This is a genomic window from Micromonospora sp. WMMB235, assembly GCF_001855515.1.
Classification (GTDB): Bacteria; Actinomycetota; Actinomycetes; order Mycobacteriales; family Micromonosporaceae; genus Micromonospora; species Micromonospora aurantiaca.
In genome coordinates this window covers 338,043-353,264 of the sequence record NZ_MDRX01000001.1, presented here as the reverse complement: position 1 = coordinate 353,264, position 15,222 = coordinate 338,043, and the positions used below count along the sequence as shown (strand labels likewise).

Annotated in this window: 14 protein-coding genes; 10 read left to right on the top strand and 4 right to left on the bottom strand. The window is 72.6% G+C overall.

What is annotated here, in order from left to right:
- Positions 1–17: 17 nt before the first annotated feature.
- Complete coding sequence (locus BFV98_RS01280) at positions 18–1,070, bottom strand: extracellular solute-binding protein (RefSeq protein WP_013286936.1); 1,053 nt, start codon at positions 1,068–1,070, stop codon at positions 18–20.
- Between the two features lie 260 nt (positions 1,071–1,330).
- Complete coding sequence (locus tag BFV98_RS01275; protein WP_255367955.1) at positions 1,331–2,413, bottom strand: ROK family transcriptional regulator; 1,083 nt, start codon at positions 2,411–2,413, stop codon at positions 1,331–1,333.
- 590 nt (positions 2,414–3,003) lie between these two features.
- On the opposite strand from BFV98_RS01275, the gene BFV98_RS01270 reads away from it, so the two are divergent.
- On the top strand, positions 3,004–5,724 hold the full coding sequence (locus BFV98_RS01270) for a sugar-binding protein (protein ID WP_071094492.1): 2,721 nt from the start codon (positions 3,004–3,006) through the stop codon (positions 5,722–5,724).
- Between the two features lie 74 nt (positions 5,725–5,798).
- Here the strand turns inward: BFV98_RS01270 and BFV98_RS01265 are convergent, their stop codons facing one another.
- Positions 5,799–6,398, bottom strand: a complete 600-nt coding sequence (locus tag BFV98_RS01265; protein WP_013286939.1) for a VanZ family protein — start codon at positions 6,396–6,398, stop codon at positions 5,799–5,801.
- A 597-nt stretch (positions 6,399–6,995) separates the two neighbouring features.
- On the opposite strand from BFV98_RS01265, the gene BFV98_RS01260 reads away from it, so the two are divergent.
- The 7 genes from BFV98_RS01260 (at position 6,996) to BFV98_RS01230 (ending at position 11,608) form a co-directional block, all read left to right on the top strand.
- Positions 6,996–7,292 carry a DUF1540 domain-containing protein gene (locus BFV98_RS01260; RefSeq protein WP_030268344.1) on the top strand — a complete coding sequence of 99 codons (297 nt, stop codon included), beginning with the start codon at positions 6,996–6,998 and terminating at the stop codon, positions 7,290–7,292.
- Positions 7,293–7,445: 153 nt separating this feature from the next.
- Positions 7,446–8,237: a DUF2470 domain-containing protein gene (locus BFV98_RS01255; protein WP_030268342.1), complete on the top strand. Its 792-nt coding sequence runs from the start codon at positions 7,446–7,448 to the stop codon at positions 8,235–8,237.
- A gap of 162 nt (positions 8,238–8,399) precedes the next feature.
- Positions 8,400–8,783 (top strand): helix-turn-helix transcriptional regulator, encoded by a 384-nt coding sequence (locus BFV98_RS01250; RefSeq protein WP_013286942.1) that lies wholly within the window; start codon positions 8,400–8,402, stop codon positions 8,781–8,783.
- Between the two features lie 93 nt (positions 8,784–8,876).
- A complete protein-coding gene (locus tag BFV98_RS01245) occupies positions 8,877–9,563 on the top strand; it encodes a helix-turn-helix domain-containing protein (protein WP_071094490.1) in 687 nt (228 codons plus the stop codon).
- Between the two features lie 70 nt (positions 9,564–9,633).
- On the top strand, positions 9,634–10,719 hold the full coding sequence (arsB, locus tag BFV98_RS01240; RefSeq protein WP_071094488.1) for an ACR3 family arsenite efflux transporter: 1,086 nt from the start codon (positions 9,634–9,636) through the stop codon (positions 10,717–10,719).
- A gap of 58 nt (positions 10,720–10,777) precedes the next feature.
- Positions 10,778–11,185 (top strand): arsenate reductase ArsC, encoded by a 408-nt coding sequence (locus BFV98_RS01235; RefSeq protein ID WP_013286945.1) that lies wholly within the window; start codon positions 10,778–10,780, stop codon positions 11,183–11,185.
- Between the two features lie 60 nt (positions 11,186–11,245).
- On the top strand, positions 11,246–11,608 hold the full coding sequence (locus BFV98_RS01230; RefSeq protein WP_013286946.1) for a helix-turn-helix transcriptional regulator: 363 nt from the start codon (positions 11,246–11,248) through the stop codon (positions 11,606–11,608).
- 61 nt (positions 11,609–11,669) lie between these two features.
- Here the strand turns inward: BFV98_RS01230 and BFV98_RS01225 are convergent, their stop codons facing one another.
- On the bottom strand, positions 11,670–12,977 hold the full coding sequence (locus BFV98_RS01225; RefSeq protein ID WP_255367954.1) for an FAD-binding oxidoreductase: 1,308 nt from the start codon (positions 12,975–12,977) through the stop codon (positions 11,670–11,672).
- A gap of 46 nt (positions 12,978–13,023) precedes the next feature.
- Between BFV98_RS01225 and BFV98_RS01220 the strand changes: the two genes are divergently transcribed.
- Positions 13,024–14,496, top strand: a complete 1,473-nt coding sequence (locus BFV98_RS01220) for a PLP-dependent aminotransferase family protein (protein WP_071094486.1) — start codon at positions 13,024–13,026, stop codon at positions 14,494–14,496.
- A gap of 29 nt (positions 14,497–14,525) precedes the next feature.
- Positions 14,526–15,200, top strand: coding sequence for a pyridoxamine 5'-phosphate oxidase family protein (locus BFV98_RS01215; RefSeq protein WP_071094484.1), 675 nt, complete (start codon positions 14,526–14,528; stop codon positions 15,198–15,200).
- Positions 15,201–15,222: the final 22 nt, after the last annotated feature.

Genomic DNA, 15,222 nt, shown 5'->3' with positions numbered 1-15,222 from the left:
GCCCGGTTCCGAGCGTCTTAGCCCTTGCCCTTGATCTGGGCGTTCCAGTGGGTGATCCAGGCGGTCTCGTTCTTGCCGATCACGTTCCAGTCGACGTTCATCGGCTTGAGGTCGAGCTTGGTCAGCCACTCGGGCTTCTCGGCGATGTCGACAGCGGGGATCTGGAAGTAGTCCTTGGCCAGGCTGGCCCGCAGCGAGTCGTCGAACAGGAACTCGAGGAACTTCTTCGCGCCCTCGCTGTTGCCGCCCTTGACCGCGGCCACGCCGTCGACGAGCACCGGCGCGCCGGAGGCCGGCATGACGTAGCCGAACGGCATCTTCTCGTTGGCCTGGAGCAGGATGTCCTGGAGGTTCCAGGCGCTCACCACGCCCTGCTCACGCGACATCTTCAGGTAGAGGTCGCTGGGGTTGGCCGCGTACTCGACGGTGTTGGCGTCGAGCTTGCGCAGCCAGTCGTAGCCGGGCTGCGGGTTGGACCCGTCGGCCGTGAAGCGCTGGATCATCGAGGCGTAAATCGAGCGCATGGTGCCGGAGGCGGCCACGTCCCGGATGATGATCTTGTCTTTCCACTTCGGGTCGACCAGGTCGTCCCAGTCCTTCGGCGCGGTCTCCGGGGTCAGCGCCTTGTTGTTGTACATGATGACCTCGGGCAGCAGGATCTCGCCGAACCAGCGGCCCTCGGCGTCCTTGTACCGCGCGTCGATCTTCGAGGCGAACGACGGCTGCCAGGACTCCAGCAGGCCCTCGGACGCGCCGGCGGCGAGGCCCTGCTGGGTGCCGCCCCACCAGACCGACGCCTGCGGGTTGGCCTTCTCGGCGCGGACCCGCTCCAGCACCTCCTGGGCGCCCATGTTGAGCACCTCGACCTTGCCCTTGTACTCGGGGTTCTTGGTCGTGAACTGCTCGACGACGTAGTCGGTGACCGACTTGTCGCGGGCACTGTAGATGACGACCTTCTCGGCCGACGCGGAGCCGGAGGAGCCGGTGTCCTTGTCGTCGTCGCTGCTGCCGCACGCGCTGACGGCCAGCAGCGCGCTGAACGCGACGGCCAGGGCCAAACGACGTTTCATTGGTACCTCCATTTTGCGGGGGAACTATCGGGAGCGGGGAAAGACGGTGTGCGATCCCGACCCGGGGCGCCGGCGGGTTCGCCGGTTCCCCGGGACGGGGTCGAAGGTCCGCGGATCGCGCCCGGACCGGGGCGCGCCGCATCGCGCCGCGACCGGTCGTCCGGGATACGGACGCGGTCGCCGCGACGGTGACGGTGACGGTGGGGTGGGTGTCGGGGTCGGGGGCGTCGGGGTCGTCGGGGGCCGGGGTCAGGTGGTGGTCAGGGAAGCGAGGGTCGGGGCACCGCGGCCGAGAGCGCGTAGCTGATGGCTCCGTGCAGCACGGCCTGGTCGCCGAGGGTGGCCCGGCGTACCTCGGTGGGAGCCGGGGTCCGGGCGGAGACGAGGGTCTGTAGCTGGTCGAGGGCCGCGTCGTCGAGTTCCGCCGCGGCGCCGCTGAGCAGCACCAGCCCCGGATCGACGACGCAGGCGCAGGAGAGGATGAGCCCGGCCCAGGCGCCGAGGACCTCGTCGAGGTACTCGCGGGCGGGCGCCGAGGTCGCGGCGAGCCCGCTCAGCTCCCGTACCGGTGACTCGGGCCGGCGGCCCGGGTTGAGCGCGACGACCCGCTCCGCGATGGCGTTGACCGACCACCGGGCCTCGAACTCGCCGACGCCGCTGTAGCGGCGCTCGGTCGCGCCGCCGAGCGGCAGGAAGCCGACCTCGCCGGCGGCTCCGCTGGCGCCGCGGCGGACCTTGCCGTCGAGCACGAGGCCGGCGCCGATGCCGTCGGCCACGTGGATCAGCAACAGGTTCGCCACGTCCGCGCCGGCGCCGGCCACGCACTCGCCGGCGGCCATGAGGTTGACGTCGTTGTCGACGACCACGGGTACGCCGAGCCGCCGTTGCACGGATTCGCCGATCGGCCACGCCTCGACCAGTCCGACCGACGGCGCGAGGCGTACCGCACCGTTGCTGGACACGCCGGGCACCGCGATGGCGACGCCGCGGAGCGAGGGCAGGTTGTCGCCGACCAGGTCGAGGACGAACTCGCAGACGGTCTCCACCACGTTCGCGCCGAGCCGCGCGACGCGGTGCGCGATGACCGCGCCCTCACTGTCGGCGATCTCGCAGCTGATCCGGGGCGGCTCCAGCGACACCGCCGCGACGAGCTCGGCGCGGGGGTTGAACTCGAGCATCTCCCGGGGCCGGCCGGTGGTGGACGCGCCGGGACCGCGTTCGATGAGGTAACCCTCGGCGACGAGTTCCCGCACGAGCGCGGTCACGGTCGCCGCCGAGAGGCCGGTCATCTCGGCCAGGTCCACGCGGGACAGCCGCCGGGCCTGCCGGGCGGCCAAGATCACCGAGAGACGCTTGATCTCACGGGACCGCTCACGGCTGACCGGACTGGTCGGGGCTTTGTCAGACACACTTTCTTCCTAGTGAGAAAAAATTCTGGCGTCAAGTAACGAGATGATCTCGGTCCGCCGACCAGGGAAAATTCTGCGGCCGACAAGCCGGTCGCGCCGGGGCCAGCCCGACATGTCGCGCAAAACCGAGCCCTGTGGTCCACATTGGGGTGCCAAACCTGGACAAAGACTGTCCGCACGTCACGGCCGACCTCCGGGTGATCGCCCTGAGCAGGGGCGATCGTTTATTCGGATAAGGAAGAAAGTCGTCCGGAGCTATTGACGACGCCTTCGCAAGATCCCTAGGTTACGGCCCGAAGGCCTTCCGGTGGACCGACGTCGCCACCGTGCGTACCGCTCACGCCGTGACGGTGCGCGAGCACCACCATCCCGTTGTCGAGCACCACGACCCCCGAGGACCTCACGGTCCTCTGTGGACAGCTGTCTGCAACACGGCCCGGCACGAGCCACCGTGTCAGCCGGCCCGTGCCGGGCCGACCGTCCCCAGCCGCAGCACTCTCGCTTCGAGACGAAGAGGTATGCCCATGAGATGGCGCACCAGCGCGGCGATCGCCATGTGCGGTCTGCTGTCGTTGGGCCTGGCCACTCCGGCCCAGGCCAACCCCCAGCAAGCATCACCGAAGCCCCAGGCCAAGAAGTCCGACAAGCCGGTCGACCTGGACATCATGTTCATCGGCGCCCACCCGGACGACGAGGCCGGCCAGCTCGGCATGCTCGGATACTGGAACGAGTATCACGGCATGAAGGCCGGCGTCATCACCACCACCCGCGGCGAGGGCGGCGGCAACGCCACCGGTCTCGAGGAGGGCCCGGAGCTCGGCATCCTGCGGGAGGCCGAGGAGCGCAAGGCCGTCGGCTGGGCCGGCGTCGAGCACATCTACAACCTGGACGCGCTGGACTTCTGGTACACCGCCAGCGCTCCCCTGACCGAGGAGGTCTGGGGCCACCAGGAGACGCTGTCCCGGATCGTGCGGGTCCTGCGGACCACCAAGCCCGAGGTCATCCTCACGATGAACCCCTCGGCCACGCAGGGCAACCACGGCAACCACCAGAAGGCGGCCATGCTGGCCGTGGAGGCCTTCTACGCGGCTGCCGACCCGAAGGCGTTCCCGGAGCAGATCAAGAAGGAGGGCCTCCAGCCCTGGCGGGCCTCCCGCATCTTCCAGACCGGCGGCAGCGGCACCACCGGCACCAACGGCCCCGCCTGCGAGACCACCTTCACGCCGGCCGAGGCCAGCAACGTCGTCTTCGGCACCTGGCAGGGCTACGAGTCGGCGCGCCACGACGGCAACCGGTGGAACACGGTCCAGACCTGGGCCCGCCGGGAGTACGTGTCGCAGGGCTGGGGCAACAGCTCCTTCCCGACGACCGACCCCGACGCCATCGGCTGCAACCGGCTGACGCTGATCGACACCCGCACCCCGTACCCGGACCCGAACGTGGGCGCCGGCACCGGTGCGCTCCAGGGCGCCACCCTGCGCGCCCAGGGCGGCCTGCCGCTGGGCACCGAGGTCCACGTGCGTCCGCGCACCTGGGAGGCCGTCGCGGGCCAGCCCATCAAGGTGGACACCGTCCTGTACGCCGAGAAGGCCGTCCCGGGGGCCAAGGTCACCCTGAACGTGCCGGCCGGCTGGACGGTCACCGGCAACGGCAACGTGGGCACGCTGACCCCGCGTAAGGAGGTCGTGAAGACCTTCACGGTCACCCCGCCCGCGCAGGTCGAGGTGGGCACCCGCTTCAAGATCGACGCCACGCTGACCAGCAAGAAGGACGGCAGCGGCACCAGCAGCGCCCGGGTTCAGGGCACCGCGCCGGTGCGCGGCACCCTGGAGCCGCTGGAGGAGATCGCCGACTTCCGCGCGTGGACCGTGCGGAACAAGACCCAGCAGCTCGACGCGCTCATCGAGTCCCTGCTGAACATCCCCAGCGGCGGCACCCGCAGCGTCAAGGTCAACCTGACCAACCACGGCACCCGGGTCGAGTCCGGCGCGGTCAAGCTGAACGTCCCCGCCGGTTTCTCGGTGGCCGAGCAGCAGGTGCCGTACAGCGGGCTCCGGCCGGGCGCCAGCACCTCGGTGACGTTCACAGTCACCAACACCGACACGTCGCTGCCGACGGCCAACCGGGCGCCGGACAACGGCGCCTACCGGGTGCAGATCGAGACCAGCTACGCCGGCGGCAGCGCGAACGAGCCCGGTGCGTTCAACCTGGTCCCGGTCACCACGATCCCGAAGGCCGCCAGCGCGCCGACCGTCGACGGACACGCCCACGACAACGAGTACACCGGCGAGGTCATCGACATCTCCACCCGCTGGGAGGGCACCGCCGCCCCGGCGTCGGACATCTCCGGCACCGCCCAGCTGACCCACACCGACGACGCCCTGTACGCCGTCTTCACCATCACCGACGACGTGCTCGGCACCGTCCTGCCGCCGGAGGACTGCAAGCGTCCGCGGCGTAACGACAACATCGAGTTCGGCATCGACCCGCGCGGCAACTCGGCGAACACCTCCACGGTGTTCAACATGGCGCTCTTCCCGGCCACGAAGGACCCGGCCAACGGGAACCCGCCGTGCTTCGCCCGGGAACGGGACAACCACCAGGGCGGCCCGGAGACCGCGCCGGGCGTGGAGATCGCCTCCGTGGTGACAAGCAGCCCCTACACGGGTTACCGGATCGAGGTCAAGATCCCGTTCAGCGTGCTGCCGGACGCCGTCGACCCGAACCGCATGGGCCTGAACATCCTGGTCAACGACTCGGACACGCAGGACCTGTCCGCGCAGACCCGGGTCGGCTGGTCGACCTGGAGCGGCGTACGGGCCGACCCGTGGCGCTGGGGCAACGCGACGCTGCCGGCCCTGGCGGCGAAGCCGTCGGCGCCGAAGGCTCCGATCATGCCGGACACCGCGGCGCAGAGCGTGGACTCGCCGCAGACCCTCCTGCAGTCCGTCTCGGACGGGGTGGCGCCGGGCGGTTACGCCAAGCTGCCGGACGGCACCGTGAAGATCAAGAAGGTCACCCGCACCGCGAGCAAGGTGTCCGTGCAGCTCCAGGTGAAGAAGGCGGGCACGGCCCGCGCCTTCCTCTGGGACGGCACCCGGGTCGTGGCGGAGACCACCGCCGCTCTACGCAAGGACGGCACGCTCGTCCTGCCGCTGAGCGGGTCGCTCCCGGCCGGCACCTCGCTGCTCGTCTCGTACGAGCACGGCGGCGCCACCACCGCTCTGGCGAAGAAGATCTGCTGAGCGGACGTTGATCGCGTCGACCTGACGCACACGATGGGCCGGGCCGGCCGGCCCGGCCCATCGTGCCGTCCGCGTCACCCGGGTCGTGCCCCGCTCAGCGGGCCGGTGCCGGGACCGGTGGTGGCGGGTGACACCTCAGCCGGCCGGCGCCACCAGCGGCGCGACGCCAGCGCGGCCAGCCCGGCGCCGGCGGTGTTGAGCAGGACGTCGTCCACGGAGGAGACGCGGTCCAGCCGCAGGACGTACTGCGCGACCTCGACCAGGACCGAGCAGCCGGCCGCGAGCGCCAGGATCCGCGGCACCGACGCCAGCGCCGCGAACCGCAGCGGGCCCAGGAACCCGAGCGCCGCGAACACCAGCAGGTTGCCGACGATCTGGACCGTCACCGTCAGCGGCCCGCTCGCGAGGACGGTGAGCAGGTCCCGAAGCGGCACCAGGCTCACCCGGCCGGGAACCACGCCGGCCCCGTCCCCCGGCAGCATGATCATCCAGACCCACGGCACGGTCCCGTAGACGATGCCCACCTCGGCCAGCGACCTCCGCCACGCCGGCCCCGCCCCGCCGCGCCGTCGGGCCAGAACCCACACCGCGAGCGCAGCCGCCGGCAACGCGGCCACGGTGAGGAGCACGACCCCGTTGATCGTGCCGAACCAGCCGTGCCATCCCTCGATCACGCCGCCTCCACCCGTCCCGCCCCGGATCCGCCGCGCCCGCACCGGGCCCGTGCGGTCCGCTCAGGGTGCCACGCCCGCGCCGACAGGTGACCCCGGCCCGGACATCGCGTATGCGGAGCCCGCGCTTCCTGCCACCGGATTCGCATTCCGCCGCCCGGCCGGTCCCGAATCCCTGCCGATCCGCTGATTTCCCAGCCGATATTTCGGCGCGACCCGAAGGGCGCGGCCGTTCCGTCCTCACCGGCGTTCCGCGCTCGCCCATTCCACCACCGAGGCGCAGCCTCCGTCCGGGGCGACAGTGGCGTTCCCGCAGATGAACCCTGGTCGGACGGGCGGAAATTGCACGCCGGCATTCGCCGTACCGGTGGGTGAAGAAAGACTCGCCTAACCAAGGTTAGCCTTATCTTCGTCGTTCGGTATTCGGTGTGGAAACGGCTCCTTCCGGCGGCCAACCCCGCATTCCGTTGTTAAGGTGAGCATGATCCTCACTGACGGCCGACGGGTTTGAGGACCGGCCGCACGGCAAATACCAGATGGCATTCGAGCACCACGAGGCCGGCCGTTCGCTTCCGCCGGCCCGCATGACTTGGAGGCACCATGAAGACCCTGTTGCAGTCTCCGCCGGTACGTGAATGCGCCGCCACCGCGTGCAGCTTCAACGACAACGGCTGCCACGCTCCCGCGATCACCGTGGCGGCGTCCGCCGACGCGGCCTCCTGCGCGACGTTCGTCGAGTCGTCGCTCAGCGGCGGGATCGCGGAGGTCACCGGCGCGGTGGGCGCGTGCGCGCGGGCCGATTGCGTGTTCAACACCAACCTGGCCTGCACCGCCGAGTCGATCACCGTCGGTCCGGGCGCCACTGTCAGCGACTGCCTCACCTACCAGCCCGCCTGACAGAACCGGACACCACGCTCGTACGGGTCACGACGGTCACCGTCGTGACCCGTACGGCATGCGCGGCGCCCGACCCGCCGTTGCAGAGGTAAGCCTTACCTACTACCGTCTGACCTGGGCCGACTTCACCCCTTCCCGGCCGAGGAGACAGACATGGCGTTGCACCCCGCCGGGCGTCCGGCCCCGCCGGCCGGCGTCGTCCCGGCCGCAGGGTCGTCGGCGGGCGGTACGGGCACCTCCTCCACGCCCCGCGACGCCGTCGCCGCCCGGTGCGTGCTGACCGCTGCCTCCTCGCTGCGGCTCACGCTCGGCGACACCACCGCCGACCTCCTCTCCGCCCACGCCGTCCTCCCCGACGGCACGATCGTCCTGGCGGTCGACGCGATGAGCCGCACCGGCGGCATGCTGGTCGCCGCGCGCGGCCACAGCGGCGCGGTACGCCTCGACGTGACCCACCTAGCCCCGGTCGCCGTGCGCTCCCGGGTGCGGTCCCGGCTGCGGATCCTCGGCACGGCCCGCCGGTTCGACCCGGCCGTCCTCGACGCCTGCGACCCGGCCACCGTGATGTCGCTGCTCGACCTGCCCCCGGTGGCGCTGTGGGCCGTCGAGCCGGACGAGGTCGTCCTCGACCGGGCCGCCGATCCCGTCGCGGTGGACCTCGGCGCGTACCGCGCGGCCCGGCCGGATCCGATCGCCGTCGACGAGGCCGCCCACCTCGCGCACCTGACGCGCTGCCACCGCGACGTCCTCGACCGGCTCGGCACGCTCGTCGACCCCACAGTCACAGCCGGTTCGGCGCGCGTCGTCCCGGTCGCGCTCGACGCCGAGGGCATCGTGCTGCGGGCGGAGCGGCCGGACGGTCACGCCGACACCCGGTTGTCCTTCGCCCGCCCGGTCACCGCCGGTTCCGGCCTGGCCGAGGCGCTGCGCACGCTGCTCGCCTAGCCTGTCGCGCCGATCTTGGAAGCCGGACGACGGCGGCGACGACGCGGCCCGCCCGGTGGAGGGTTGCGCGTCCGGCGAGCCTCACTTCCTCCGGACACCCTGGCCTGGCATCTGCCTGATCGGTGACTTGCACGCTGATTAGACAGATGTCAACCTAGGGACATGTCGAAGCAGCAGGCGCCGATCCCACTCGTCGACCTCAGCGCCGACGCGCCGTGCTGCCCCCCGCTGGCGCAGCGCCGGGTTCCCGCCGAGACGGCCGCGGTGCTCGCGCCCGCGTTCAAGGCCCTCGGCGATCCGGTGCGGCTGCAGCTGATGTCGATGATCGCCTCCGCCGAAGGCGGCGAGGTGTGCGTGTGCGACCTGACGCCGGCGTTCGACCTGACCGGGCCGACGATCTCCCACCATCTCAAGACGTTACGCGAGGCGGGCCTGGTGGACGCCGAGCGGCGGGGCACCTGGGTCTACTACCGCGCGCGGCCGCAGATCCTGCGCCGGCTCGCCGGCCTGCTGTCGATCGAGCCGACCGCCGCGACGCAGCGGTAGGCCGCCGTACCGCACGGCGCCCTGTGCTTCCGCCCAGCGATCCGGCCGATGCCGGCTTGACGGCTCCGAGGTTACTCAGCAACAATTGAGTCAATGGAAACTGAGCTTACTTCTCTGGCCGAGCGCGCGCGGATCCACGCCGCGCTGGGCGATCCGGCCCGCCTGGCCATCGTGGACGCGCTCACCCTGGGCGACGCCTCCCCCGGGGAGATCGCCCACGCCCTCGACATGCCGACGAACCTGGTCGCCCACCACGTCAAGGTCCTCACCGACGCGGGCCTCGTCGTCCGGGGCCGGTCGGAGGGCGATCGGCGGCGCACCTACCTGCGACTCCAGCCGGCCGCCCTCTCCGCTCTCGCGCCGCCACCGCTGGCGGATGTGCATCGGGTCGTCTTCGTATGCACCCACAACTCCGCCCGCTCGCAGCTGGCCGCGGCGCTGTGGAAGCGACGCACCGACGGCGACGCCGCGTCCGCCGGCACCAGACCGGCGCCGCGGGTCCATCCCCGCGCGGTCGCCGTGGCCCACCGCCACGCCCTCGACCTCGACCCGACCGGCACCGCACACGTCGACGACGTCGTCCGAGACGACGACCTGATCGTCGCCGTCTGCGACAACGCCCACGAGGAGCTGACCGGGCCGATCCGCCCCCGCCTGCACTGGTCCGTGCCGGACCCGGTCCGCGTCGACACCGACGAGGCGTTCGAGGCGGCCTACGCCGACCTCGCCGACCGCGTCGACCGCCTCGCCCCCGCCGCCACGTCGGGAGACACCCGATGACCGGCACCAGCGCCCGCATCCACCAGGAGATCGGGGTACGCGTCGGCACCGACAACCCACGGGAGTGCCCATGAGCACCGCCACCAGAGCCGACCACGCCCCACCGGTGGTCGCACGCCTGTCGCGCCTCGACCGGTTCCTGCCGGTCTGGATCGGCCTGGCCATGGTCGCCGGTCTGCTGCTCGGCCGGATCGTTCCCGGCCTGGACGACGCTCTCGACGCCGTCGAGGTCGGTGGCATCTCCCTGCCCATCGCTCTCGGCCTGCTGATCATGATGTATCCGGTACTGGCCAAGGTCCGCTACGACCGCCTCGACACCGTCACCGGTGACCGGCGTCTCCTGGTCTCGTCGCTGGTCCTCAACTGGATCGTCGGTCCCGCCGTCATGTTCGCCCTGGCCTGGGTCTTCCTGGCCGACCAGCCGGAGTACCGCACCGGTCTGATCATCGTCGGCCTGGCCCGCTGCATCGCGATGGTGATCATCTGGAACGACTTGGCCTGCGGCGACCGGGAGGCGGCGGCGGTCCTCGTCGCCGTCAACTCGGTGTTCCAGGTCCTCGCCTTCGGCCTGCTCGGCTGGTTCTACCTGTCGGTGCTGCCGGGCTGGCTGGGCCTGGACGGCGCCGCGCTGGAGGTCTCCGGCTGGGACATCGCCGGCAACGTGCTCGTCTTCCTCGGCATCCCACTGCTCGCCGGCTACCTCTCCCGCCGCGTCGGCGAACGCGCCAGGGGTCGCGACTGGTACGAGCAGCGGTTCCTGCCCAGGGTCGGACCCGTCGCCCTGTACGGGCTGCTGTTCACCATCGTCGTGCTGTTCGCCCTGCAGGGCGAGGCCATCACCGGCCGGCCGGCCGACGTGGCCCGCATCGCTCTGCCGCTGCTGGCCTACTTCGCCCTCATGTGGGCCGGCTCCTACCTGCTCGGCCGGGCCATCGGCCTGAACTACGAACGCACCACCACCCTGGCGTTCACCGCGGCGGGCAACAACTTCGAACTGGCCATCGCGGTCGCGATCGGCACCTTCGGGATCGCCTCCGGCCAGGCCCTGGCCGGCGTCGTCGGCCCGCTGATCGAGGTCCCGGTCCTCGTCGGCCTGGTCTACGTGTCGCTGTGGGCCCGCGCCCGCCTGTTCCCCACGCCGGGAGCCCGGCCATGAGATGCCTCGACTGCGCCGCGGCACGCCGCGCGGCGACCACCGGAATCATGGAGACCCGATGAGCGACAAGCCCAGCGTCCTGTTCGTCTGCGTGCACAACGCCGGCCGTTCCCAGATGGCCGCCGGCTGGCTGCGCCACCTCGCCGGCGACACCGTCGAGGTCCGCTCCGCCGGCAGCGCACCCGCCGAGACCGTCAACCCCGCCGCCGTACAGGCCATGGCCGAGGTCGGCATCGACATCACCGACCAGACCCCCAGGCTCCTCCGGTACGAGACGGCGGAGTCCTCGGACGTCATCGTCACCATGGGCTGCGGTGACGCCTGCCCCGTCTTCCCCGGCAAGCGGTACGAGGACTGGAAGCTCGAAGACCCCGCGGGCAAGGGCCTCGACGCGGTACGCCCCATCCGGGACGAGATCCGCACCCGGGTGGAACGACTGCTCGCCGAACTGCACCCCACCGCCTGACCGGATGATCCGGTCCTGGTTGCCCGGGCAGGTGGCCGCCATTGGTGCAACGATGCAAGCGTGGGAACTGCGAAAACTGCCACCCCTGCCATCTCGCCACTTGCCGGCGAGCCGATCAAGCGTGCCGATGCCGAGCGGCTCGCGGGAGTCCTGAAGGCGTTCGCCGACCCGGCCCGGCTGCGCCTGCTCAGCCTGATCCAGTCCGCTCCGGAGGGCGAGGCGTCAGTCAGCGACCTCACCGCGCCGCTCGGTCTCTCCCAGCCGACCGTCAGCCATCACCTCCGGATCCTCACCGAGGCCGGCCTGCTCGAGCGGGAGAAGCGGGGTGTGTGGGCGTACTACCGCCTGGTGCCGTCCGCGATCTCGGCGATCGCCGAGTCGTTGACCCCGCCTCGTAAACGGCCGACGAAGAAGGTCCGCTGAGCAGAGGACTGCCGGGCTGCCGCGCGCACCCCCCGGCCTGACCGGGTCGCGCTCCGGGGCGTCAGCCGGCCACCGGGAAGTTGGACCGGACGAGGCCGTCCGGGTCGTGGCGGCGCTTGACCGCCCGGAGCCGGGTCAGGACGGCGGGGGTGAACGCGTCGGCCACCGTCTCGTCCGGGTTGAGAAAGGTCACCGGCTTGCGCCCGCTGACCGGCAGGGCGGCGGCCAGGGCCCGCTGCCGCGCCGTGACCGCCGCCGGGTCGGTGGCGACGCCGAACAGGTAGAGCGCGTACGGCTCGGTGAGCGGGCCGTGCGGGCTGTCGGAGTCCTGGGCGAGGGCGCCGCCCAGGTGCCGGAGCTGGACGCTGAGCAGCGGGGCGATCGGGTCGGCCAGCAGCGCCCCGGCCGCGTCGTCGTCGAGGCGGGTCAGCAGTTCGGCGCGGGAGATGCCGGGGCTGGGGGCGGTGGGTTCAGCCGTGATGCCGTCGAGTTCGGTGACCGGCATGATCCGCCTGCTGTCGGAGATCGGCGCGGGCAACCGGTCCAGCGGTGCGAGCAGGTCCCGCGCCCCGGTCCCGTCGCCGAGATGGGTGACGTCGAGGGCCACCATCGGGTCGGCGCCGGGGAGGTGCAGCAGGTCCATCCAGACGGTCAGCTCCTCGGGCGCGGTGGCGGTGATCCGCCGGAACGCCCGCAGCACGTCCGGCGCGTGCGCCGCCGCCCACATCATGCGTCCGCCGTACAGCTCCGGCGCGGGGTGCAGCGCGAGTTCGAGCGCGGTGACGATCGCGAAGTCTCCGCCGCCGCCGCGCAGCGCCCAGAACAGGTCGGGGTCGGTCTCGGCGGTGACGCGCCGGTGCCGCGCCTCGGCGTCCACGACGTCGAACGCGGTGACCGCGTCGGACACCCAGCCGTACGCGCGGCCGAACCAGCTCAGCCCGCCACCGAGCGCCACCCCGGTCACGCTGACCACGGGGGAGCTGCCGGGCAGCCCGGTGAGCCCGTACGGCGCGGCGGCGGCCTGGAGCCGGCCGGACGGCACACCCGCGCCGACCCGGGCCCGGCGGGCGGCCGGGTCGATCTCCACGGTGTCCAGGCGTCCGGTCCGCAGCAGGATCGCGCCGTCGGCGCGGCCGGTGGCACCGTGCCCGTTGGGCTGCACGGCGATGCTCAGTCCGGCCGGGCGGGCGTACCGGACGAGCGCGGCGACGTCGTCCGCGTCGGCGGCCTCGACCACCGCCGCCGGTGACTGCGCGACGGCCAGGTTCCAGGCCCGGCCGGCCACCTCGAACCCTTCGTCCCCCGGCAGCAGGACCCGGCCCCGGACGGTGGAGCGCAGCGGGTGCGGGGCGTTCATGATCGTGTCCATGAGCCCACACTAGGGTCGGAAAAGACCCGGACTAGGGTGCATTCGCATGACGGATTCGTGGGCCAATCCGGCGCGACGGCTCGGCAGCGACCTGCATCTGGAACTGTCCGGCGCCCGCGGCCGCCGGTCCGCGCTCATCCGCGCGCTGCGCGACGCCGTCCGGGACGGGAGACTGGCCGCCGGCACCCTCCTGCCGCCGTACCGGTCCCTCGCCGCCGACCTCGGCCTGGCCCGCAACACCGTCGCCGCCGCGTACGCCGAGCTGGTGGCCGAGGGATGGCTGGTCGCCCGGCAGGGCTCCGGTACGCGGGTGGCGCCGCGCACCGAGCCCGCCCGGGTCGCCCGCGTCCCGAGGCAGCCGCCCGCGCGTCCGGCCCCGGCCGTGCACCACCTGCGGCAGGGGCAGCCGGATGCCGCCTCCTTCCCGCGCGCCGCGTGGCTGGCGTCCACGCGCCGCGCCCTGACCGCCGCGCCGAACGAGGCGTTCGGGCCGGGCGACCCGCGGGGCCGCCCGGAGCTGCGCCGGGCACTGGCCGGGTACCTGGCGCGGGCGCGGGGCGTCCGCACCACCCCGGACCGGATCGTGGTGTGTTCCGGTGTCGCGCACGCGCTGCGCCTGCTCTTCGGTGGCCGGGTTCTGCGCGGCCCGCTGGCGGTCGAGTCCTACGGCCTCGCGTTCCACCGCGCGATCCTGGCGGCGGCAGGCGTCCGTACCGTCCCGCTCACGCTCGACGCGGACGGCGCCCGCACCGGGGAGCTGACCGACCTCGCCGGGGTACGGGCGGCGCTGCTCACGCCCGCGCACCAGTTCCCCACCGGCGGGCCACTGCATCCCCGGCGGCGCCTCGCCGCGCTGGGGTGGGCGGAGGGCCGGGACGGACTGGTGCTGGAGGACGACTACGACGGCGAGTTCCGGTACGACCGGGATCCGGTCGGCGCGGTGCAGGGCCTGGCCCCGGAGCACGTGGTCTACCTGGGCTCGGTGAGCAAGAGCCTCTCCCCCGCGCTGCGTCTGGGCTGGATGGTGCTGCCCGAACGGCTCGTCGGCCCGGTGCTGGACGCCAAGGGTGAGCGGGAGGCGTGGGCGGGCGTGACGGACCAGCTCACCCTCGCCGACTTCCTCGACTCCGGCCGGTACGACCGGCACGTGCGCCGGATGCGGCAGCGGTACCGCGCCCGCCGCGACCGCCTCGTCGCCGCGCTCGCCGCCCACGCCCCGCACGTCACGCCGACCGGCGTCGCCGCCGGGCTGCACGCCGTGCTGCGCCTGCCCGCGGGCACCGAGCACCAGGTGGTCGAGGCCGCCGCCGCTCAGTCGATCGCGCTCGACGGGCTGGCCGGTTTCCGCCACCCGGACGCCACCATGCCCGCCCTCGACGGCCTCGTGGTCGGCTACGCCACGCCGCCCGAGCACGCGTACGCCGCCGCGCTGGAGGCGCTGTGCCGGATCCTTCCCCCGGGCCCGCTCCCCCACCGGTCCGGCGGGCCGGCCCTTGAGGACCGCGGCCCGACCCGGTAGAAACGGCGGGGCCGACAGGAGAATCAGCCATGACCGATACCGACGGGCGGTTGTCCGCGACGCCGCGTACGACGCTGCGCCGGATGAAGGAGAAGGGGCACCGCGACCGCGCCGCCCTGTTCGACGTGCTCCGGGCCGCCTTCGTCTGCCATCTGGGCGTGCTGGTCGACGGCGGCCCGATGGTGGTGCCGACCGTCTACGGCTTCGACGACCGGCACCTCTACCTGCACGGCTCGGTGGCCAGCCGGAGCCTCACCACCGACGCCGAGGTCTGCGTCACGGTCACAGTGGTCGACGGCCTGGTCCTGGCGCGCTCGGTGTTCGAGCACGGGATCAACTACCGCAGCGCGATGGTCTACGGCCGGCCCCGGTGGGTGACCGACGCCGAGGAGAAGGTGTACGGCCTGCGGCTGCTGACCGAGCACGTGGCCCCCGGCCAGTGGGACCACGCCCGCCGCCCGAACCGGCGGGAGCTGGCGGCCACCGCGCTGCTGGCGCTTCCGCTGGCCGAGGCGTCGGTCAAGACGCGCAGCGGCCCGCCGGACGACGGCGACGGCCCGGACGCCGTCCTCGGGCTCTGGGCCGGCGAGCTTCCGCTGGTCGCGCGCTGGCAGCAGCCGGTGACCGACCCGGCGCTGCCGCCGGCGACGCCGGTGCCGGCGCACGTCGCCGCGCGCGACGGCACCCGCGCCGACCAGGGCTGACCGGCCGGGCGGCCCCGGTCCG

What these genes read in the sequence shown, in the direction of transcription:
- BFV98_RS01280 (WP_013286936.1), bottom strand. Translation starts at nt 1,070, where the DNA reads ATGAAACGTCGTTTGGCCCTGGCCGTCGCGTTCAGCGCGCTGCTGGCC.
- BFV98_RS01270 (WP_071094492.1), top strand. Translation starts at nt 3,004, where the DNA reads ATGAGATGGCGCACCAGCGCGGCGATCGCCATGTGCGGTCTGCTGTCG.
- BFV98_RS01260 (WP_030268344.1), top strand. Translation starts at nt 6,996, where the DNA reads ATGAAGACCCTGTTGCAGTCTCCGCCGGTACGTGAATGCGCCGCCACC.
- BFV98_RS01255 (WP_030268342.1), top strand. Translation starts at nt 7,446, where the DNA reads ATGGCGTTGCACCCCGCCGGGCGTCCGGCCCCGCCGGCCGGCGTCGTC.
- BFV98_RS01250 (WP_013286942.1), top strand. Translation starts at nt 8,400, where the DNA reads ATGTCGAAGCAGCAGGCGCCGATCCCACTCGTCGACCTCAGCGCCGAC.
- BFV98_RS01245 (WP_071094490.1), top strand. Translation starts at nt 8,877, where the DNA reads ATGGAAACTGAGCTTACTTCTCTGGCCGAGCGCGCGCGGATCCACGCC.
- arsB (WP_071094488.1), top strand. Translation starts at nt 9,634, where the DNA reads ATGAGCACCGCCACCAGAGCCGACCACGCCCCACCGGTGGTCGCACGC.
- BFV98_RS01235 (WP_013286945.1), top strand. Translation starts at nt 10,778, where the DNA reads ATGAGCGACAAGCCCAGCGTCCTGTTCGTCTGCGTGCACAACGCCGGC.
- BFV98_RS01225 (WP_255367954.1), bottom strand. Translation starts at nt 12,977, where the DNA reads ATGGACACGATCATGAACGCCCCGCACCCGCTGCGCTCCACCGTCCGG.
- BFV98_RS01220 (WP_071094486.1), top strand. Translation starts at nt 13,024, where the DNA reads ATGACGGATTCGTGGGCCAATCCGGCGCGACGGCTCGGCAGCGACCTG.
- BFV98_RS01215 (WP_071094484.1), top strand. Translation starts at nt 14,526, where the DNA reads ATGACCGATACCGACGGGCGGTTGTCCGCGACGCCGCGTACGACGCTG.